The organism is Accumulibacter sp. (genome assembly GCF_029255145.1).
GTDB lineage: Bacteria > Pseudomonadota > Gammaproteobacteria > Burkholderiales > Rhodocyclaceae > Accumulibacter.
Genome location: NZ_JAPUVQ010000055.1, coordinates 1 through 19,672 on the forward strand (window position 1 = coordinate 1; position 19,672 = coordinate 19,672).

General features: G+C 60.6%; 21 protein-coding genes and 1 pseudogene. 6 read left to right on the forward strand and 16 right to left on the reverse strand.

What is annotated here, in order from left to right; genetic code table 11:
- Nucleotides 1-94 precede the first annotated feature (94 nt).
- Nucleotides 95-511, reverse strand: coding sequence for a hypothetical protein (locus tag Q1L50_RS05890; RefSeq protein WP_300336689.1), 417 nt, complete (start codon nucleotides 509-511; stop codon nucleotides 95-97).
- 100 nt (nucleotides 512-611) lie between these two features.
- Here Q1L50_RS05890 and Q1L50_RS05895 point away from each other — a divergent pair, with 100 nt between their 5' ends.
- On the forward strand, nucleotides 612-1,235 hold the full coding sequence (locus Q1L50_RS05895) for a thermonuclease family protein (RefSeq protein ID WP_300336690.1): 624 nt from the start codon (nucleotides 612-614) through the stop codon (nucleotides 1,233-1,235).
- Between the two features lie 38 nt (nucleotides 1,236-1,273).
- Here Q1L50_RS05895 and Q1L50_RS05900 read toward each other — a convergent pair whose 3' ends face one another.
- The 3 genes from Q1L50_RS05900 to Q1L50_RS05910 form a co-directional block, all read right to left on the reverse strand.
- Entirely contained in the window at nucleotides 1,274-2,005 is a 732-nt protein-coding gene (locus Q1L50_RS05900; RefSeq protein WP_300336692.1) for an abortive infection system antitoxin AbiGi family protein, read from the reverse strand.
- A 116-nt stretch (nucleotides 2,006-2,121) separates the two neighbouring features.
- Nucleotides 2,122-2,607, reverse strand: coding sequence for a restriction endonuclease (locus tag Q1L50_RS05905; protein ID WP_300336694.1), 486 nt, complete (start codon nucleotides 2,605-2,607; stop codon nucleotides 2,122-2,124).
- Entirely contained in the window at nucleotides 2,604-2,837 is a 234-nt protein-coding gene (locus Q1L50_RS05910; protein ID WP_300336696.1) for a helix-turn-helix transcriptional regulator, read from the reverse strand. The genes Q1L50_RS05905 and Q1L50_RS05910 overlap by 4 nt, the downstream gene beginning before the upstream one ends.
- A gap of 65 nt (nucleotides 2,838-2,902) precedes the next feature.
- Here Q1L50_RS05910 and Q1L50_RS05915 point away from each other — a divergent pair, with 65 nt between their 5' ends.
- On the forward strand, nucleotides 2,903-3,886 hold the full coding sequence (locus tag Q1L50_RS05915; protein WP_300336698.1) for a site-specific DNA-methyltransferase: 984 nt from the start codon (nucleotides 2,903-2,905) through the stop codon (nucleotides 3,884-3,886).
- Nucleotides 3,887-3,911: 25 nt separating this feature from the next.
- Here the strand turns inward: Q1L50_RS05915 and Q1L50_RS05920 are convergent, their stop codons facing one another.
- Complete coding sequence (locus Q1L50_RS05920; protein WP_300336700.1) at nucleotides 3,912-4,418, reverse strand: hypothetical protein; 507 nt, start codon at nucleotides 4,416-4,418, stop codon at nucleotides 3,912-3,914.
- A gap of 197 nt (nucleotides 4,419-4,615) precedes the next feature.
- Here Q1L50_RS05920 and Q1L50_RS05925 point away from each other — a divergent pair.
- Nucleotides 4,616-5,479, forward strand: a pseudogene (locus Q1L50_RS05925) (YifB family Mg chelatase-like AAA ATPase); the annotation flags it as partial.
- 60 nt (nucleotides 5,480-5,539) lie between these two features.
- Here Q1L50_RS05925 and Q1L50_RS05930 read toward each other — a convergent pair.
- The 9 genes from Q1L50_RS05930 to Q1L50_RS05970 all read right to left on the reverse strand — a co-directional run bounded on the left by Q1L50_RS05930 (nucleotide 5,540) and on the right by Q1L50_RS05970 (nucleotide 16,903).
- Nucleotides 5,540-8,890, reverse strand: a complete 3,351-nt coding sequence (locus Q1L50_RS05930) for a CHAT domain-containing protein (protein WP_300336702.1) — start codon at nucleotides 8,888-8,890, stop codon at nucleotides 5,540-5,542.
- Nucleotides 8,891-8,901: 11 nt separating this feature from the next.
- Nucleotides 8,902-10,071: a VWA domain-containing protein gene (locus Q1L50_RS05935; protein WP_300336704.1), complete on the reverse strand. Its 1,170-nt coding sequence runs from the start codon at nucleotides 10,069-10,071 to the stop codon at nucleotides 8,902-8,904.
- A complete protein-coding gene (locus tag Q1L50_RS05940) occupies nucleotides 10,068-11,009 on the reverse strand; it encodes a MoxR family ATPase (RefSeq protein ID WP_300336706.1) in 942 nt (313 codons plus the stop codon). Before Q1L50_RS05940 ends, Q1L50_RS05935 begins: the two co-directional genes overlap by 4 nt.
- 10 nt (nucleotides 11,010-11,019) lie before the next feature.
- Nucleotides 11,020-12,399 carry a DUF4062 domain-containing protein gene (locus Q1L50_RS05945; protein ID WP_300336708.1) on the reverse strand — a complete coding sequence of 460 codons (1,380 nt, stop codon included), beginning with the start codon at nucleotides 12,397-12,399 and terminating at the stop codon, nucleotides 11,020-11,022.
- 644 nt (nucleotides 12,400-13,043) lie between these two features.
- Nucleotides 13,044-14,372, reverse strand: a complete 1,329-nt coding sequence (locus Q1L50_RS05950; protein ID WP_300336710.1) for an HD domain-containing phosphohydrolase — start codon at nucleotides 14,370-14,372, stop codon at nucleotides 13,044-13,046.
- A 610-nt stretch (nucleotides 14,373-14,982) separates the two neighbouring features.
- On the reverse strand, nucleotides 14,983-15,402 hold the full coding sequence (locus Q1L50_RS05955; protein WP_300336712.1) for a DUF1330 domain-containing protein: 420 nt from the start codon (nucleotides 15,400-15,402) through the stop codon (nucleotides 14,983-14,985).
- A gap of 97 nt (nucleotides 15,403-15,499) precedes the next feature.
- Nucleotides 15,500-15,760 (reverse strand): hypothetical protein, encoded by a 261-nt coding sequence (locus Q1L50_RS05960; protein ID WP_300336714.1) that lies wholly within the window; start codon nucleotides 15,758-15,760, stop codon nucleotides 15,500-15,502.
- Nucleotides 15,761-15,970: 210 nt separating this feature from the next.
- A complete protein-coding gene (locus Q1L50_RS05965) occupies nucleotides 15,971-16,486 on the reverse strand; it encodes a GIY-YIG nuclease family protein (RefSeq protein ID WP_300336716.1) in 516 nt (171 codons plus the stop codon).
- A 66-nt stretch (nucleotides 16,487-16,552) separates the two neighbouring features.
- Nucleotides 16,553-16,903 (reverse strand): hypothetical protein, encoded by a 351-nt coding sequence (locus Q1L50_RS05970; protein ID WP_300336718.1) that lies wholly within the window; start codon nucleotides 16,901-16,903, stop codon nucleotides 16,553-16,555.
- A 118-nt stretch (nucleotides 16,904-17,021) separates the two neighbouring features.
- Here Q1L50_RS05970 and Q1L50_RS05975 point away from each other — a divergent pair, with 118 nt between their 5' ends.
- Together Q1L50_RS05975 and Q1L50_RS05980 are read left to right on the forward strand one after the other, a co-directional pair.
- Nucleotides 17,022-17,294 carry a phage integrase N-terminal SAM-like domain-containing protein gene (locus Q1L50_RS05975; protein ID WP_366145218.1) on the forward strand — a complete coding sequence of 91 codons (273 nt, stop codon included), beginning with the start codon at nucleotides 17,022-17,024 and terminating at the stop codon, nucleotides 17,292-17,294.
- 388 nt (nucleotides 17,295-17,682) lie between these two features.
- A complete protein-coding gene (locus Q1L50_RS05980; RefSeq protein WP_300336719.1) occupies nucleotides 17,683-18,150 on the forward strand; it encodes a hypothetical protein in 468 nt (155 codons plus the stop codon).
- A gap of 235 nt (nucleotides 18,151-18,385) precedes the next feature.
- On the opposite strand, the gene Q1L50_RS05985 is transcribed toward Q1L50_RS05980, so the two are convergent.
- Nucleotides 18,386-18,532: a hypothetical protein gene (locus Q1L50_RS05985; protein ID WP_300336720.1), complete on the reverse strand. Its 147-nt coding sequence runs from the start codon at nucleotides 18,530-18,532 to the stop codon at nucleotides 18,386-18,388.
- A gap of 86 nt (nucleotides 18,533-18,618) precedes the next feature.
- A complete protein-coding gene (locus Q1L50_RS05990) occupies nucleotides 18,619-18,900 on the reverse strand; it encodes a hypothetical protein (RefSeq protein ID WP_300336721.1) in 282 nt (93 codons plus the stop codon).
- Between the two features lie 275 nt (nucleotides 18,901-19,175).
- Here Q1L50_RS05990 and Q1L50_RS05995 point away from each other — a divergent pair, with 275 nt between their 5' ends.
- Nucleotides 19,176-19,637, forward strand: a complete 462-nt coding sequence (locus Q1L50_RS05995; RefSeq protein ID WP_300336722.1) for a CBS domain-containing protein — start codon at nucleotides 19,176-19,178, stop codon at nucleotides 19,635-19,637.
- Nucleotides 19,638-19,672 lie beyond the last annotated feature (35 nt).

Genomic DNA, 19,672 nt, shown 5'->3' on the forward strand with positions numbered 1-19,672 from the left:
CGCCGATCGGCGCCGTGACACTCAACCCGGAGCGTGACGAAGTCGTCTCTGCGGCCACCGCTCGCGCAAAAAGTATGCGTTTGGCAACATGAACTCAGGCGACAACTACCTTGACATTCACCGGATCGAGAGCGTCAGACTGTGTGATTAGCGGAAGGTCATCAAGTGTGTTCTTAATTACATCGAACTGCGCATTGAAGTTCGTAACAATTAATTTATTGTTGTGTTTTATTAACTTTAAAATCTCGCGTTTCATCTGTCCCGTTACCCAAAGCTGGTCAATCGCGTGCCAGATACCTAGAATAAACAAAACAGTTGCCAAATGCTCAAGTATGACATACACAACGGGATATGTAGCCCCCGTCTTGTTCTCGTGGACGAATATGGCGATTAGGAGGCTTAAAATAATTGATACAGCAGCGATCCAAGCCAGCCTCCACGTTCCACCAAAGCCTGTCTCCATTTCTTGCTCGACAGCGCCTCCCTGACTGTCGTTCCGTTGATCATTCACTCGAAAAGCCCTCGCGGTTGTTTAAAAGAAAAGTGGGGGCTCCGATGTGAAAACTGATCACAGCAAGAGCGAACCCTAACTATGCGGCTGAAAAACCCCGATGGCCTTTCTGCTCGGGGTACGAACTCGAAAACGCTTGTTTGTGAAGTACGATCCGTGCGGTATTGTGACGCCTTTCGTTACTGTGCATCGCATCCCTGTAGCGCTTCTCTGTGAGACTACTATGTTACGAAAATATTTTACCCTGGTGCTTGCTGTCGGCCTATCACTATCAACCCACGCGGAGCAGCTTTCGGGCTACGTCGTGGGCATCACTGACGGTGACACCCTCACGCTCTTGGTCGATCAGCAACTACACAAGATACGCGTGGCAGGCATTGATGCACCCGAACGACACCAGCCGTTCGGTGAGAGGTCGAAGCAAAGCTTGGCCAAGCTCGCCTTCAACAAGAACGCCATCGTCGACTGTGCGAAGAAGGACCGCTACAAGCGTGACCTGTGCAAGGTGATGGTTGATGGCCAGGACGTAGGGTTGAAGCAGATCGCTGACGGGATGGCTTGGTGGTACAGGAAGTACGCACACGAACAATCACGAACCGACAGCGTTGCCTATGAGCAAGCGGAGGGGATGGCGAGACGACTCCAGGTAGGGCTGTGGGTTGATGCGAAGCCGGCTCCGCCCTGGGATTGGCGGAGAACTGTGCGGTCGCGATTAGATTTCTAAACTTGTACTTGGAGCCCATTTTACAAAGTACGTTTAAATCATATCTCTTTGACTTTTCTTGAGTATTCAGGGAAAGCCTCGCTCATTGGCAACTTAAACCCATCGGCAACAATGATAGCCACCACATCATCAGGAGTAAAGACCATCTTTCCGTACTTCCGCCATTCCCGCTCCATATAGAAGTTGTCGGGGTCATCAACATCAAGTTGAGAATTGTAGGGCTTAATAAACGACAGGAAGTCTTTTGCAAACATATCTTCCATAAGTTGGATTGCTTCATCCTTCGTTTTTGGAGCCTCTCCTAGAAACCGAGAGTGCGACTCGTCGGAATCTGGTAGGGTTGAAGATACGAGATTATAATATCCCTTAAACACGGCCTCTACATCTTTTAACAGCGTCTTGCCACTAATTCCAGCCCAATCATTTGGTCCAGTTGGAATGTATGTGACAGGACGCGCGCCATACTGAATGAGTCGGGATTTGCGGAAAGACAACCCGAGCTTCCCGTATTTGCGTATATGAGGTCCCAATGAATCCCAAGGGATATCTGCGTAACAGGTTACAGTAGGGCAAATAAGATTTTCGCTTAGTAAAGATTCCTCCCAATTGATAGTGTAACTAACAGCACCCCAATCTCTATCGAATGGGGGATATGAAACGCAAGCGTCAGATAGTATTCTCTTAAGAATGCGGAAATTGGAATCATCATCAAGTGGGTGGTTGTGCCCCACGAAGTGAAATAACTCTTTCGATGTGTAAGGAATATGCATAAGCAGAACCTATTGCAAAGTGTTTGTGTTAAACGCCGCCAGTTTATGGATCAACTCGAACAGCTATGAGGCGCAAGAGAGCATTCAAGTCTGGGTTATTAAACCCTAAAACCTACTTACGGTGCCTGATAGACAAGCTTTCCTGTCGCAACAACATAGGTCAAAGGTATTTTGGGATTGTTAATATCTTTTCCACCATCAGCGTGCCATTTCGTTCCCCATCGGTCATAGAAAACCTTCATCTGTGGCGGAGTAAGCAAATAGATAGCTTTAAGCTCAATAGATTCGTAGATGGCGAATATCCAATCGACCTTGCTATACTTCGCGATAATAGTTGGGTTCATATGGTGATGTGTTGAAAACGATTGTGTGAGAAGGGTATTTACGGACTTCAGTTCGTACTCGTTCCCATCGTCATCCTTCGCATCATTGCCCTCACGTGATTTCAAGAGCTTCAATCCAGTAACCAAAGCAATTTGTAACAACTTCCCTCCATTATCCTGGAAGATGTCGCCAATTCCGTGTTTCAGCGCCAAAGACTGATACTCCCGAATATATGGAAACAATCGATCTAGCTCAGCTTTATCTTGGTGCGGCGTCATTTTCTCTCTCTGAGTAGTTCAGAGGGATCGATACCCAATGCGTTTGCTAGCCTCTCCAACGTGTCCAAGCTTGCGTTCCGCTCGCAACGCTCAACGGATGACACATAAGTACGATGCAGGTTCGCAAGATCGGCGAGAGCCTCTTGCGACAAGCCCTTGTCTCGCCGTAGTTGTCGCAAATTGGCCGCAAGGATTCCACGAAGTCCATCAGTTTTCTTAGTTCTGGGCATTGTGCTATGATGCCGACTTGAAGACTGTGAATCTACAGCCCATAAGTCTACATTCGAGGCACGATATGCGCACCGCGTACACTACAAACTACGGGCAGGCCCTAATTGGGGAGTCTTTGGACTTACTTAAATCGCTCGATGATGGGAGTGTCAATTTAGTCATCACTTCCCCACCGTTCGCACTTCAACGCAAGAAAGAATACGGTAACGCCGAACAGCACGAATACATAGAATGGCTATCCGAGTTTGCGTCAATAGTTCGAGAAAAACTTAGGGATGATGGCTCATTCGTGCTGGATATCGGAGGAGCGTATCAAAAAGGTGTTCCAGCTCGAAGCTTATATAACTTTCGCGTTCCAATTCACTTTTGTGACGACTTAGGGTTTTTCCTTGCGCAAGACTTCTACTGGTTCAACCCATCAAAGCTGCCTAGCCCAATCGAGTGGGTGAATAAGCGAAAGCTCAGAGTCAAAGATTCTGTTAATAACGTCTGGTGGTTTTCAAAGACAGAATGGCCAAAAGCTGACTCAACAAAAGTTTTGGTTGAATATTCTGAGAGGATGAAGAAGCTACTGCTTGACCCAGAGGCGTTTTATAACCCAGCGAAGCGCCCAAGCGGTCACGATATCAGCAAAGGTTTTGGGAAGGATAACGGAGGCGCCATCCCATCCAACTTGCTGCAATTCTCGAACTCTGAGAGTAATGGCCAATATCTGAGAGGATGTAAAGCCGTTGGTGTTAAGGGACACCCTGCGCGCTTTCCTGCAAAGCTACCCGAATTCTTTATTAGATATTTGACTAATCCAGGAGACCTGATCGTTGATATTTTTGGTGGCTCAAACACTACTGGTCAGGTAGCCGAAGCCGAGGGCCGAAATTGGATCACCTGTGACCTCGTTGAAGAATATGTCGCGGCAGGTGCTCTGAGATTTATGTCAGAGTTTTCTGAAGATGAAGCGAAGCGGATATACCAAGAGGTTCTAGATGGGAAGGCGATAAGCTTTAGAACATCAGACGAGATGCCCAAACAGACAGAGCTATTTGCCTAATTAGGCACTTGATGGAGTCCCCAAGCTAGGTTGTGAAAAAGCTGCCCGCCGGCAGTTCGTTGCAAGTAGAATCGTCAGCGTAGATAAGCGGGTTCTGCGCCTGAACTAGCTTGAATGCCTGAATGGTTTCAAGGCACATCAGCCCAAGGTCTTTCCACTCAACGACCCCGATCATTCGCAGGAAGTACCGATAGCCGTCATCGTCAAGGTTCTGCTTGAACGACGTGAAGAGGAAGCACGGTGACTGAAAGCGAGAGTGTTGCTCTGTATGATAGGTCCGCGACTGGAACACCGTGTCCCAGCAGATGCCCGAGATGATACCGCCCATCACGCCTTTCTGCTCGTCGGTTGCGGTTGTCATCCAATCGGCGTCGAGCATCAAGCCGACAATGCTGACTGGATCACTCTCTCGCTTGAGGTTCTGAGCGATGTATGATGCACCGTGCTCTGCCAGCTCCTTCGCTTCCTTGAACGTGTGCTGATAGGCAACGTAGTCCGTTTCGCCGAGAATGAGAACGCCAATGTCCTTCACCTTTCGCTCCGATTTTCCGAACGGCATATGCCGTAACGGTATTAGATACCACTAGGCGACCAGTGTACATAGGGTTGAGGCAAGGGGCTACTGTCGGCCTGTCAGCCTGTAAAATGACCTTTCAGGCTGTGACACAGCAGGTCCCGAACAGTGACCAGCCGTAGAAGGCATATTTTGGCAATTAAGGTCTTGCTTAATATACAATACTGTTTGCCGGTCCGCCGGGGACCGGCAAGTCGATGCTGGCCAGCCGCCTGCCCGGCCTGCTGCCGCCGATGACGCTCGCCGCAGCCCTCGAATCTGCCGCGGTTCTTTCCCTGGCCGGGCAGTTTCTCCCCGAGATCTTTCGTCGCCATCCGTACCGCGCGCCGCACCACACCGCTTCCTCGGCGGCGCTGGTCGGTGGCGGCAGCGTCCCGCATCCCGGCGAGATCTCGCTGGCGCACCAGGGCGTACTGTTCCTCGACGAGATTGCGGAATTCGATCGGCGGGTGCTCGAAGCGCTGCGCGAGCCGCTGGACAGCGGCCGCATCCATATCTCGCGCGCCGCCCGGCAGGCCGAGTTCCCCGCCCAGTTCCAGCTGGTCGCGGCGATGAATCCCTGCCCCTGTGGCTATCACGGCGATTCACGCGGCCGCTGCCGGTGCACGCCGGACCAGGTGCTGCGCTATCGCCGCAAGCTCTCCGGCCCGCTGCTCGATCGTATCGACTTGCAGGTCGAGGTTCCCGCATTGCCCGCCGAAGTGCTCCAGCAGGCGCCGGATGGCGAAGCGTCGGCGGTCGTGCGCGTGCGCGTCGCGCAGGCCCGGGAGCGACAGATGACACGACAGGGAAAAGCCAATGCGCGCCTGACGACCAGCGAGATCGACCGGTTTTGCCAGCCGGCAGCGCCGGCGATGGTGCTGCTGAAGCACGCGATCAGCCGCTTCGAGCTTTCGGCGCGGGCCTTCCACCGCCTGCTGAAGGTCGCGCGGACGGTTGCCGATCTGACCGGCAGCGACGCCATCGAGGCGCAGCACGTGGCGGAGGCGGTCCAGTACCGCCGCTTCGCGAAGGATTGACCGGCCTGATCCGATCGCTGCGCGACGCGGGGACAAGGGAGGGGCGGATGGCAGCGGGGGTCAGGCCGGCGGCGGCTGCGGCGGCAGGGTGAAATCGGCGTCGCCCCAGGCCTGATAGGCTGCCCAGGTGCTGAGTTCCGGTGCTGCTTCGAAGGCCGTCCGGCGGGCATTGGCGCAGGCATCCTCGAAGCGCTCGCCGTCGGTGAGGGCGATGAACAAGCGCTGCAAGAAAGCCGCCGATACGCGTTCATCGACCGTCCAGGCCGGCGCCAGCACGCAGCGAACGCCGGCTTTGAGCAACTGCGGCACCATCTCCCCGGTCAGGCCCGGATGTCCGGCCTGGTGGCCGTTGAGGACGATCACCTCGGGGATGATCCGCATCGCCTCGATTTCCCTTGCCGTCAGAAACACGCCGTCGCTCAGCACGAATCCGGTCACCATCTGCTTGTTCGGCAAGCGATGCTCGCGGACCGCTCGGCCGCTGATCAACAGGATCCGGTAGGCGCGCGAGAAAAGCCTGTCGATCACCAGCTTGGCGTCCTCGCCGTAGCTGATCACTGAGTCGAGGCGTGCCGATTTCAGGGTGCGCGCCAGGCGGGCAAGTTCTTCTCTCGCCCCGGGCGGCGGCGCGGACTCAGTGCCGCCCTCATCGGACAAGGTGGCACCGGTTCGCGGGTTGCCGATGAGCAGTGCATCGCGGCTGGCGTTGGCCGGGCCGGGTGGGCGGTGCATGCCGTCGAGCTGGCGCAGGACCGGTACTGGCGCGCGTAGCCCGTCTTGCTGGTAAGCGAGGATCAACTCCCAGGGGAGCGCCGCCGCTTCCCCGGCGACGACCAGATGGTAGCTGTGCGCCGACGGCAGGGCGACGAGTTCCGGGGGCAGCAGCATGCTGGCGAGGGTTGCCACCAGGGGCGTGTTGGCTGCCGTGCTGTCAAGGAGTTCTCGCAGCAGGCGGTCGATCATTTCACGCCGGAAGCTCACGCGGCGGTCGTGGCGCGTCTCCTCGGCCCAGATGTACTGCAGCTCGCTCCGACCATGCTCGCGGATGGTGATGACGCGCAATTGCGGTCCTTCGGCTGGCCGGGCATCCAGCGCCTGCCGGATGTTCGTTGCCGTGCGGGCGATCGCCGCGTCCAGGTCGGCGTCGTGGAGGTTCGCCAGGTAGAGGACGCGTCCCTGTTCGTCCCGGTTGGCGCAGGCGAGCGCCGCCAGTTTCCGCGGCTCGTCGAAGGGATCGACGACGACCGGGATCAGGAGCTTGCCGAGGCTGTTGGCGTGCTCGATCTCGGTCATGGCCCAGGAGCTGTCCCGACTGCGGCTGCCGACCACGGCAATCACCGCGTTGGCGCTTCCCATGGTCGCTGCCGCGAGTTGCCCCCACTGCTGGTCGGCCGTCGGGTCCCCGACCTTCAAGTCCATATCCCGATTCACCTCCACCCCCGCGCGGGCGAGAGCTTCCGCGAGTGGGCGGAGGTAGCGCTGGTAGTCGCCTGCGCAGGATATGAACACCTTTGCGACCGGCGGCTGGGCTGGCGTCGCCGCGGCTCCGGCTTCGGTTGCCGGATCTTCGCGGTCCGGATCCATCATCCGGGCTGCCGGCAGCAGGGTGGGCAAGGCCAGGTAGACCGGGCTGTCGATTTCGCTGCTCGCCAGTGCTCCCTTGATTCGTCCGACAAGTTCCGAGCGGAAAGCGGACGCTTCGCGTTCTCCGAGTTCGTCTCCCGTCTGCCTGTAGCGCAGGACCCGCAGCAGATCGAGGTGATGGGGAGCACGCCACTGCTCTTCGGCGACCAGGAGCGTCCGGCCCGGGCGCAGACCGAAGCGGATTCCGAGTTCCAGCAGTACCTCGCGGACATCTGTCGACAGGTCGGCGATGACCAGTCCTGCTTCGTGCAGGTTGCTGTAGAGCGCGGTCGTGGCATTGCTGCCCGAGCCGGGAAAGTCATCAACGCGAACGCACTTCAGCCCCGCCGCTTCGACCGCCTGGAGGATGATCGCGTAGGCAGCGTCGAGATCGATCGTCCGTCCGCTGCGATCGGGCCTTCGACCAAAGCCCTGGACGACCAGGCACAGGTCATTGCCAGTTTCGGGGGTTCCGGTGTCGATCACCGTCGATTCGGCCGCGGGGGTGTCCGGGCCTTTTCGCCTTGGCGGGAGCAGATCGGCATGCCGATAGACGGGGCTGCCGAGCATGCGCTCGCCGGCGTCGTCCGCGGTGACGCGCATCTGCTCGATGAAGCGCTGCCGCTCGTCGGCATCGATGTGACCGTTCCGTTGCTGGTATCGGAGTAGCGGCGGGAGATCGAGGGCCGCCGAGAAGCGGCAGTCTTGGTCGGCGACGACCAGCGTACCCGATGGCCGGAGCGCCCAGCAGACGCCCAGCAGGTAGCTGACGCCTGCGTCGTCGGCGGACAGCTCGCAGACCACCAGATCCGCGTCGAGCAGTTGCGCGTAGGTCGCGGCGGGCGAGCCAGCGGTGCTGGTCAGCTCCGCGGCGCGCAGGCAGTCCATGTCGAGTCCGGCGACGGCCTCGCGGATCATCTCGTAAGAGCGGTCCAGATCGAGCACCCGCCCGGCCGTGAAATCGGTCTTGTTTCCGATACCGATGATGACGACGCAGGTCCTGCGTCGGGGCGCTTGCTGCTCGGCGTCTGCGGGCTCTGCGCCGGCAGGCGCCTGCCGGCGCTGCGCGAGCAGGGCCGTCGGGGCCTTGAGCACGACGCCGCCGACGCGGATTTCGCCGTCGCCGAGCGCTTCCAGGATGCTTGTCGCGCGCTCGTCGTCGCCGCTGCTCAGCGCCTCCATCCCCCGCGCATAGGCCAGCAGCTGCTGCTCGTTGGCCAGCGGCATTTCGATCGCCGAGGTCAGGCCACCGAGGCGCAGCAAGGCGGCGGCGGGCGCATCGCCGGCCTGGCGCAGGGCGTCGGCGAAGGCGTGCGCGGCGCTCGCCGGTTCGAGGAAGGCGAGGGCGACCCAGCGCTGGATGTCGAGGAATTCGGTGAGCTGCGGGTCGGCCGCGCGGCTCGCGCGTTGTTCCATCGATGCCACGTAGTGCCACAGCAACTCGGCGACGCGCCGTGCGCGCGGCCGAAGGTCGTCGCGGTAGAGCGAGCGCAGCAGCGCCAGGCAGTGCCAGCGCACCTGCGCGTCGATCCGGTAATAGCCACCGCCGATGGCGGTGGTCAGCGGCGAGAACAGGACGTCGGCTTCGAGGCTCAGGTCGGCGCCGCGGCCGGGCACGAAGTTCGCCCGGATCAGGTTGAGCAGGTCCGGCCGCAGCGTTTCCGGGAGCGCGGCGTGCATCATCAGCAGCAGCGGTTCCCGGCCGTAGTCGGCGGCGTATTGCGCCAGTGCCTGGTAGGCTTCGCGGACTTCCAGCGGGCGCTGGCCGAGGGCGGCGGGGTAGGGCATGGTCGCGAGGCCTACTTGTTGCCGCGCAGGATGTCGATCGCGCGCAGCAGGTTCGCGGCGTCGAGCGGCAGCATCGGCACCGCCGATGCGGCGGCGACCAGCGCCGCGGTGGTGCCCGGCCAACGGCTGCGGGGCATCGGGTTGAGCCAGACCGCGCCCGGAAACAGCGGGGCCGCCTCGGCCAGGAAGGTGGCGGTCTGTACCGCCCGCCGCCGGTTGAGATAGCCGCGCGCGCAGCCCGCGTCGCTGACCACCAGCAGGCCGGCACCGGCGTGGCGGCGCAGGATTTCGGCTCGCGATTCCGGGTTCTCCAGCTCGGCGGTGGCGAAAAGCTGTTTACGGGGAAGATTGCTGAAATAGCGCAGCTCGGCGCTGGCGAGACGCGCGAACGGCAGCGACTCGGCCAGCGTGGTCAGGAAGGGCCGCCAGGGGTCCATGCTGGCGCTGGCGTCGGCGAGCACCAGCAGGCGCGCGCTGTTGCGGCGGCGGGGGCGGCAGACGGGCTGCTGGAGCAGGCCGCGCTGGCAGCGTTCGCGAATCGTCGCCGCCAGGTCCAGCTCGCTGCGCGGCCCGCGGCGGCTGCTGCGCCGGAAGCGCCGCCAGAGCACGGCCAGCTCCCGAGGGCTGAACAGGGTGTGTGGGTGGAGGACGTAGTCTTCGCCGATCTGCGGTTCGGCCGGCAGGCGAGGGACCGGCAGGCCGCTGCCTTCGCGGGTGCTGGCGAAGGACAGGCGGGCGAGCGCCCGGCTATCGGCATCGGCATTCGGATCCCCTCCCGCGTTGGCGACCCCCGCCGCGCTGGAGCCGGCCGGTGACCGCGGCACGGCAGACTCGCCACCTTCCCCGGCCGCCAGCGCGCGCCGCTGCTGCGGGCCGCTGGCCGAGTCGTCGGCATCCGCCGGAAGGGCTTCGGCCAGCGCGGCGTCGATCTGGTCGAGCAGCGCCTGCTCGGCAACGGGCAGGATCGCGAACCAGCGCGCGACCAGCCGGCGCTCCTCGTCGGAACGGACCCACAGCGCTTGCGCGAGGTCGCGCAGCGCGTGCCGGTCGCCGTGCCCGAAGCCCAGGCGCAGGGCGCGAATCCCGTCGAGATAGTCGCGCACGCCGAGCGGCACGCCATTGGCCACCAGTTCCCGAAACAGACCCAGGAGCAGCGGCGGCAGGCGGACGTCGTCGCTCACTGGCCGGCTTCTTCGCCGGTACGGGCGCGATAGCGTTCGATGTCCTGGCGGACCTTGAACAGCACCGCCTGGTCGGCGGCCGTCAGTTGCTCGGGCGAGACGTTTTCGGGCTTGCGCTTCTGCCAGTGGAGGACGCGTATCCAGTCGACCAGTTCGCTGGTCGCCGGCAGCTTCTGCATGCTGAGTTCTCGGCCACGCTCGCGGATCCGGCAGAAACGGCTCACCGCCGCAGCGATCAAGGCGTCGCTGACCTGGTCGAGACGCGCGTCCAGGTTCTTGCTGACGATTTCCGCGAGGATCGCCTCGTCCGTCGGGAAATCGAGCTGGGCATACAGGCAGCGGCGCAGGAAGGGTTCGGGCAGTTGCTTCTCGCGGTTGCTGGTGATGATCACGATCGGCTTCACGCCATCCCGCGGCGCCTGCACGTGCCGCCCGAAGCCACGCTTTTCCTTGCACATCCGGCTTTCGGTGCGCGGCAAGTCCTCGATGTCGAACTCGAAGCGGTCGAGTACGTCGAGCAGGTCGTTGGGGAAGTCGATGTCGGCCTTGTCCACCTCGTCGATCAGCACCACGCTCGGCCTGCCCTGGGCGATGGCGAAGCCGAGAGGCTCCAGCTCGATGTAGGGATAGACCCGGCGAGCACTGGCATTCCGGGGGTCCTGGGCGTCCTGCAGGCGGCGCAGGGCGTCGAAGCGGTAGAGCAAATCCCGGGCCTGGCTGGTGCTCTTGACGGTCATCACGATCAGTTGAGCGCTGAGGCCGAGCTCGTCGGCGATGGCGCTGGCCAGGCGGGTCTTGCCGCAACCGGCCTCGCCTTCGACGAGCAGCGGGCGGCCGAGGCGGATTGCCAGGTTGACGATCTCCGCGGTCTGCGCGGAGGCCACGTAGGCGGCGGACTTGCGGCCCGAGAAGATGGCGTAGGGGCGGTGGTCTGGCACGGCGAATTCCTCAGGTGGCGCTGGCCCAGAAGCCTTCCCGGGTCAGGCGGTCATAAACATTGGCGGGTTTGCCATCCGGCTGCGTGACGCGCTCGGCGATCTCCCGCCGCCGATCCTCGCTCAGGCTCACCCCGGCGGTGGCCTTGAGTTCCTTGAGCCAGCGCCGCACCTGCGCCGCGCCGATGTCGCCGAGTGCCGGCAGCGCCAGGAGTTGGCGGTAATCGACGGCGTCGCCATCGTCGCCAGCGAGCCGGGCGCTCCTGATGTGCGGCCCCGGGTCGGCGGGCAGCTCCTGGTGGTCGATCACGAACCAGTACAGGCGGCCGCTCCCGGCCGGTGAGCGGCCGGCGAGCGCGGCCAGCAGCGGCTCCCAGAAGGCGTTCTGGAAGGTCAGCAGCCGTTGCGCCTGCCGCCCGCTGGTGCGCAGGACGAAAACGACCGAACCGCGGGCGAGACGCGCGGCAAGCACTGCGGCCAGCGCGTCAACGCTGGCCGCGCCGAGCACCGGCTCCTGCAGCTGACCGCAGGTCCAGCAGATCAGCGAATCAATGCTGTCCGGCGCCGAGGGCTGTCCGCAATGGACTGCGACATCCTCCCACTCGTCGTCCCAACGGTAGAGGAACTCGGCGAATTCGCGCTGACCGTGGTTCTCCGGGCCATGCACCAGAAAAGCGATCGCCCGCTGCCCCTGGCGATCGCGGAACGCTTCCAGCGCCCCGCTCAGGGCCGCCCGCTGGTCTTCGCGGCCGACGCGCCCGAGGTCTTCGGCGGGAAGGTCCCCGAGCGCTTCCCGGCGACCTGCCAGGGCCTGGCGGAGCAGCCGCTGGTTCCAGTGCTGGATGCACGACAGGGCCTTGCCGACCAGTTGCAGGGGAGTTCGGTAATAGACCAGGATGCGTCCGTCCGACGCCCACTCGACGACCGATGCCAGGAAAGCCTGTTGCGCACTGACGCCCTTGGCCAGCGAGACCTCGTCGGGAAACTCCTGCTCCAGGTAAGGACGCGCCCATTCGCGCAGCTGGCTGTCCGCCTCGCTGCCTTTCTCGGGGAGCAGGACGAAGATCGGCGGCACCGGCTGCCGCCAGCGATCCACCGCCCAGCGGAACTCCAGTTCGGTGATCGACTTGGTGAACCCGGGCGGAGTCCAGCCGTAGCGGTAGCCGAACAGGCCAATGTAGGCATCGCAGGTCTTGACTCGTCGCTCGCAGACATCGACCACGAAGTCGCCGCCTTCCGCCCAGTTTTCCTGCAGGAAGATCTTGGCCGCGATCTCGTTGTCCTGCACGAAGTCGCGCACCGCTTCCCGGTATTGCCGGCAGTCCTGCGCGGTGGCGCTCAGGAAGATCTGGGAGATCTCTGCGATTTCCGTGGTTTCGGCGGCACGCGGCATGGGCGGAGAGACCATCGTTACGAGGTGGCGGGCTGTTCAGCCCCGATCATAAGCCAGCTGCGCGCCGCGTGCCACGCCGCTACCGCGCGTCGCGCAAGGTTCGCGTGCCTTGGCGAGCGGCCTGCGCTGGTCTCAAGATACGGGCCAGGTCCCGGGGGAATAGAACGGTGGGCCGTCTGCGCCTTGCCGAATCCTTGCCTGCGGCATCGCTCGACGGATGCCAGCGTCTTCGAGTGCCCGGCCGACAGCCCGCGTTGTGCCTGCTGCGGTCGTTGCCACGCTGACTGCGCGGCGCCTGCGGACGGCTGCTGCTGGTCCTTCAGGCGCTGCGCCGCGCCCGCAAGACGGCGGCCCCGGCCAGGTCGGCGAGCGCGTCAGCAGCAGTGAGGCGGGTTCGTTCGCCGAGAGGGTCACGCGCGCCCAAGGAGAGGCTTTTTTGCGCCTGGCCGAGGTGTGAAGCGCAACTCGCACGGGCAAAAGGAAAGGCCCGGCCGTAGTAGCGTTCAGTTGCAAACCGCCAGCGTTAACGGGCTTTCGCAACGCCGCTGGCAGCGGCCATCGGCGAGGGCCCGAACGCGCCTCTTGTCACTATCGGAGAGCTTTCGCTGGCGTGCCGTCGCTCGCCACCACCTCGGGATCGCGCGTCATCCATCGCCAGGGCTGCGCGTCCGTTCGTCAGATCCATCACGTCTCAACTGCTCCTGCAGGCGCAGAAGCCAGTCACGGATGGGGCACTCGCCAGGCTTGTCGCTAGCTTCCAGCGTCGTAAAACGAGACAAGGCATCCTGAATGATCGTGTTCAGCTGCCATCGCGTTTCGCGCATGAGCATCGCCAACTCGGTCACCGCGGCTGCCTGCTCTTGAGCATCGATGCCGATCACAGGTGAATTATCAGGGTGCAGGCCGGCGTCCGCCAGCGAACGCTGCAGCGCTGCCAAGCGAGCTGTCAGGAATGCGCCGATGGCGGGTGCATCTGCAGCGTACTTTTCCAGCGCTGCCTGTGTCTGGCACCACTGGTCGAACTCCTCGCCGAGGCATTTGAGGCGCTCCACGTTTCGCTGTCCCAGCGCCTGATCAGTCTCGTCGACGGCCTCCGCGGCTGCCTCACGTTCCAGCAGTTGCAAAATATGCTTCGACATCTCGGGGTCAAACTTGCCGTGGTTCAGGCGCAGAATGAGCGACAGGTTTTTCCCGGGCTCTCCAACCTTCTTGTCGAGAAGTGCGGTGACGACCTCGGCGAGCAGCAGGATGCGTCCCTCGACGCTGATCTCGTTGCTTCTCAAGCCCCGTGGATAGCCGCTACCGTCGTATCGTTCGTGGTGCTCCAGAATGGCTCGCGCGACTTCTGGCGGGTATTCCGGCCGTTCCTGGACGATCATCGTGGCAGTGAGCGGGTGCGCATGCAGCTGTCGCTGCTCGGCGCCACTGAATGGGTGGTCGGCTTTCAGGATCTCGGGATCGATGTGCAGCATGCCGATATCGTGCAGCAGTGCTGCCGCGGCCAGGGCGCGCAACTTGCCTGCCCGAAGGCCGTGGCGTATGCCCAGGTAGAGCGCGACGAGGGCAACCTGCAGGCTGTGCTGGAAGACGGCGCTGCGGCAATCGCGGGCGACCGTTAACCTGAAGGCGATCGGCTGCGGAAGTGCAATGCGGCCAATGCTTGCCAGCAATGCCGCGCGCTCGCCGTCATCGGCGCCGAGTTGCCCGTAGAGCGACAGGTCCGCCATGAGGCGTTCAGCCCGACCGCGCAACTCGTCCGGCGTGACCGTCCTCTCGGCAGTGAGGCTTTCATCGATCGGCACTTGCAGCTTGTGACTGAGCAGCCGGTGGTAGAGTCTGCTGTCCACCCGCACGCCTCGGTCGATCAGCTTCACGCCCCTGCTTGAATGGATCGCTTTGTGCGCAATCACGATCTGAAAATCACCAAGCTGCGTTGCGGCCCTGAGGTAGTGTTCGTCGCTGGTCTTGCCCATCAATCCCTTCGTTTCGGACCTGTGGGAGGGTGATCGATCACCCCCTCACGGAAATGGCGGGCAAACAGAGCGGACGGGGTCTGTGCGCGGACGGGGTGAGTGCTGACCTTCAAGCAGGCCGGGAGGTGAGCGCTGACCCCGCTTACGCCTGCAGGGATTGGTAGCCGTTTTCGCACGAATGGATGGGCATCAAGGGCGAATCAGCTTAACCGCCTGGCAATGTTCCGCCTCTCGCTCTGCATCCCAGTCGCCGGTGCAATACACGGAGAGCTCGGAAATGGACGTGCCGCGTACATCCGCCCTGAACAACTCACGGCAATACCAATCCTTGCCATTCTGATGCCAGCGCTCTTCCACCTCCAGGACAAAACCGCAAGGCGTTGGATCACAACGCCAGCGAGGGACTTTTCCCTGTGTCGGATGTCCATGAAGGCGAACGCCAATAACCGGACCAAGGCCCTGAGCCTGAATCCTCCACTTTGGAAGCGTGAAATCGAGGAAAACGTCCTCCGTGAAGAGTTCCTCAGGTGCGTTGCCGGTTTCAAGAAACTAAATAAAGCGGACTGCGACTGAATTCGCGTCGTCGGCATCCATGAACCAGGCCTCCGCTTCACCAGCCGCATTCCTGAAGAGGCAGTAAGCGCGAGTCTTCCAATGCCGCCGTACGGTGACCCGTACATGCAAGAAATTCGGCATCGGACGCAAATGCCATGAATGCAGCCGGGCTGGAGTGCTGTACCAGCAGTGCCGCATCCCAGCGCTCATCGTCGGGCCCGATGAGGAAGGGACCGCCTCGTCCGAAGAACAGCAGCGTGCTGCCAGACTTCTCCATGTGCGGCATGGTGTGCTCCATGTAGAGACGATAGGCTGCCTCGCCGGCAATCGGCGTTGCTGGCGCGAGTTGAGGCGATGCCGAATAATCGGCAATAGGCCGGTAGCGAAGCAGGTTCAACATGACCACACTGCCAGTCATGCCTCGCATGAGGAAAGCACGGCCGGATTCTGGTGACGGTTCGAGATACGTGTCCATAGTAGGTCGCCTTGTAGTTTTTGTCGCAGGTTTAACATAAAAGGAAGGGCCAGGACGCTATCGCGCAGTCCCTCTTGACTGTTGGGTTGGCAGGCTGCTATTTGGCCTTTGACTTGTCTGATGAGGCGGGCGAAGAGTCCTCTGAAGCAGCTTGCGATTCTTTCTCTTGCCTATCAAGTTCCTTCATTTGTTTTTCAGCATTCTCGTTCAATGTACCGGTCTTTCCCTCGCGAATTTTTCCTTCAACACCTTTCGTAATATCTGATTTCTCCGGGGTATCTTTTGCCAACACAGAAAACGCGAGCGGACTTCCTACGATAACAGCCAATATCAAAGTAAATAATTTATTAATTGTCATTCTCCAATCAGTCATTAAGGGGCGGGCAAGCTGGGTCTAACACAGGGTCGGGAGCCAGATTTCGCACTCCAGCACGTTGGAATGTGAGATCTGACCCCTCGTTTCTGACCCCTCGTTTCCGTTGTGACCCCGTGTTTCGCGTTTTGAGATCTGACCCCGCGTTTGCGTGTTTGTGGAGATCTGACCCCACGTTTGCCACGTTTGTGTTTGTTAATCGGTGACATAGTTCATCAATGCAGTAATTGGGGTTGAGCGAACCTCATCGGGGATTAGGTTCCAGCTTTGCCAGCCGCCTACTTCACTGACCTTGGCATGGTCAAATCTGTCTTGGGAGTTGAAGAACTCCAGTTCAACAAGCTCAACCTTCTTCGTGGTAACTCCGTCCATGGAGATGTAGTAAATGCTGCCAATTTTCAGGTCTTCCACATTCCGATGAATTGCACGAATTCGGAACTCGGCACGAAATGCACGGGCAATTTTCAGAAACTGCTTTGGTTCAAGATCAAACCACTCGCCATTGACGCGGCTCGGTGCGAATAAGTCGTGCCACTTCCTTTCTTCGGCGTACATATCTTTTGCCTGTTTTGTCGCAACCAGGCGAAGAGGAAGTGGTGACCCTGTTCGTAGAGAAGCGATGCGTTGCTGAACGTCAGAAGCGCAACCAATCTTGAAACGATCAAGTGACTCCGCTTGGATCAGATAAACGTAGCCAGCTTTGGGTTCCATGGGGTAAGGCCTAACGTGGAAGTAAGGGGCTGCGCGCTTTTTCCGCAGTCCCGCTTGACTGTAGGGTTAGCCGAGCACACGCAGCACCGCCATGGCGAGCATTAACATGCCTCCGAAGAAACCGATGCCAGACATTACCATGCCCCATGCCAAAAGTTTTCTGGCACCTTCCGACGGTAGGTCACCTGCTGCGTGAAAGGCGAGTACGCCCATTGCAACCAATGAAGTGACGATGGCGACACAAAAACAAAACATTGACCGAAATAGGAAGGTGACATCAACGGGTTGCTTGATGAATTTTTCGGCGAGCGCAAGAATTACGAGGATCGAACCGGAACTCAAAGTTGTAAGGTGTTTAAAAAAATCAAACAACGTCTTGAATGTATCCGACAGGCCTTTGCTTGGTGCGTCGCTCATATTTGTCCTGATTGGCTAATGGTTAGTCGACACCGATTTCGGTGTATATCCCTGCGTGTTCATGTGTATAATCCGGCCAGAAAGTTGTAACGATCTGATTTGTATGGGGGTGTAAGACATGGACGCACCTGACGAGTCGAAAAACACACCTTCTGAACCCAGGCTTCTCGATCAGCTTCGCGATTGCATCCGCCTGAAGCACTACAGCATACGAACAGACACCCAATATGTCCACTGGGCCAGGCGCTACATTATTTTCCACCAGAAGCGCCACTCCAGGGATTTGGGTGCTGCCGAGGTCGGCTTGATCCGCGACGGCAAAGGTGCGAAGGATCGGGTGACGATGTTGCCTGAGGCGGATCTACGCGCTCATCTGGTACGTCGGCGGTAGGTGCTCGACGACGACTTGCGGAGCCCGCTCGACGCGCTTGGGCAGCATGACACCGTCGCGCTCTCGGCGAGCACGCTTGCCGCTAGCTTCTCTCGGGATGGTCTGCCACCGCTTTCCGCAACCCGATCGAGCTACCGTCAGACTCGGCAAGCGCTTCGGCCGACGCCCTTTCTTCCCGGCCGACCATCCGCAAGGCGAGCGCTACGGTAGCGGTGCAACGGCCGCTCCGGTCAGGGCCGGATCATCCCCGCCAGCGAGAGCCCATTGCCGCTTCGTCTGTCGCCTCGGAAAGTCTTGCGCACGGGCTCTTGACGATACTCCGGGACTCGCTCTCTAATTCCATCGCGTGCAAAACGTCTTTGCACGCGCGACCACCAAGGAGACTGCCATGCCCAGCAATCGCATCGACGCCACCTTTACTTCCGAACAACGCGAAAAGGCCAAAGCTGCGCTGGCCAGTCTGGCCGAGTCGCTGCCTTTCCTGATCGATCTGGGCACCGACGAGCGGACGACGATGCTCAAGTTCGGTGAGAAGAATCGCTCCTTCGTGGTCAAGGCGCTGGCTATCGCCGAAGCGCAGCCGGAAATCCTCCCGAGCAGCTTCCGCCTTGGCGAATTCCGCGCCGACGTGGCGCTGGTCGAGAGCCTCTATGCCGTTCGCCACGCCATCGAAACGCTGTCGCGCAAGATCGACGATACCTACTTCGCTGCCGGTAGCGAGGCCTACGCCGCCGCTTTGCTGGTCTATCAATACGCCAAGGTGCACAACGTCGCTTCCGGAGCTCTGGAGGAGACGCTCGACGACCTCGGCCGGCGTTTTGCCCGCAAAGCCCGAACGACCGCCCCGGCGTCCTGAGCAAGCCCGACCCGGACCGCCCGGCAGACCGCCAGGGGTCTGTCCGGGCCGTCGGCCAGGCACGCACCCTGTCCATCGGGCGCCATTGACGAAGGGCTTGGCGCTGACCGCCGGGCGTCGCCCGGCCAGACGATCGACTCCTGATTTTGCGGCGATGCCGAGGTGTCGTGGTGCGACCGTGGTGCCGCGAGGCCCGGCCTTCGATCGCGAACTATCGGCCGTGGATCGCCAGGTGTCAGCCTTCGATCGCGAACGATCGGCCGTCGATCGGCGAGATAAAAGTCTCGGTCGAAATGATCCACGCCTCGGCAACAATCATCCAGTCTCCCACCGTCGCGATCGGCGGATCGATGGCGACGATCGAACGTTCGATGAGCAGCATTCATCATCATCGATGGCGCGCATCGATGCTTCGATGCGCGCCATGGAACGATGGTTGCGCAAGAGCCAGAGCTGGATCAAAAAGGTTCAGGTCTGGATCGGCAAGATCGACGGCTGGATCAAAAAGATCGACGCGTGATGAACGCTCGTCCAGCTTCCGCTCGGTCCGGTGCAGGCTTGGCTGGCTGCGCTCCACGCTTCGATCAGGAACAGCCATCGATCGACCTCGCGCAGGGGATTTTTCATCGGCGCGATGAAGCGATCGCCGCCAACCATCGACGGCTGGATCGACAGGGTCCGGGTTTCGACCCTGCGGTCGGTTGCCAGGTCGAAATCAACCATCCACAGGCGATGATCGACCAGCGGCAAACGATCCTCGATCATCGGCCAACGGCAGGATGGCGATCATTTCCAGAAGATTGAAAGGCCACATGGCCGATTGACCGCGATTGATCGGGGAACCTGCCGGCCGCCGAACGTCCATCAACAGCGAATGGCGGAAAAAAAACCTGCCCCGGTGTCCGAAATCGCTTGACCGCTACTCAGACAGGTGGGGTGGTTTTCGGATGTCGAGCGACATCTGATAGAATCTTGCCGATCAATCACAGAGCACATCGGCTCGCTATCGTATTCCAGGGGGTGACATGGAGGTCAAAGAGGTTCTGCAGGTCAAGGATTCTGCGTTGTTCGCCGTACATCCGGATTCGCCGCTTTCGGATGCCGTGATCATGATGGCGGAAAACGACATCGGCTCGGTGATCGTCATGGAGGGCGGCAAGCTGGCGGGCATGTTGACCTTCCGCGAGGTGCTGATGATTCTGGCCAAGCGTCAGACCGAACGGCGAGTCGGCCCGACGCCGCCGATTGCGGAAATTCTGGTCATCGAGGCGATGGACCGCGACCCACCGACGGCCAATCCGGATATGGACGTGGACGAATTGCGCCGAATGATGGTGGACAGTCACACCCGCTACGTGCCCGTCATGGAGGGCGACACGATCGTTGGCATCGTCTCTTTTCACGACGTCGCCAAGGCGGTGCTCGAGGAGCGCAACCTGGAGAACAAGCTCCTCAAGGCCTACATCAAGGACTGGCCAGCGCCTTGAGCACGCCGCGCTAGCGGGGCGCTCAGGCCAGTAGT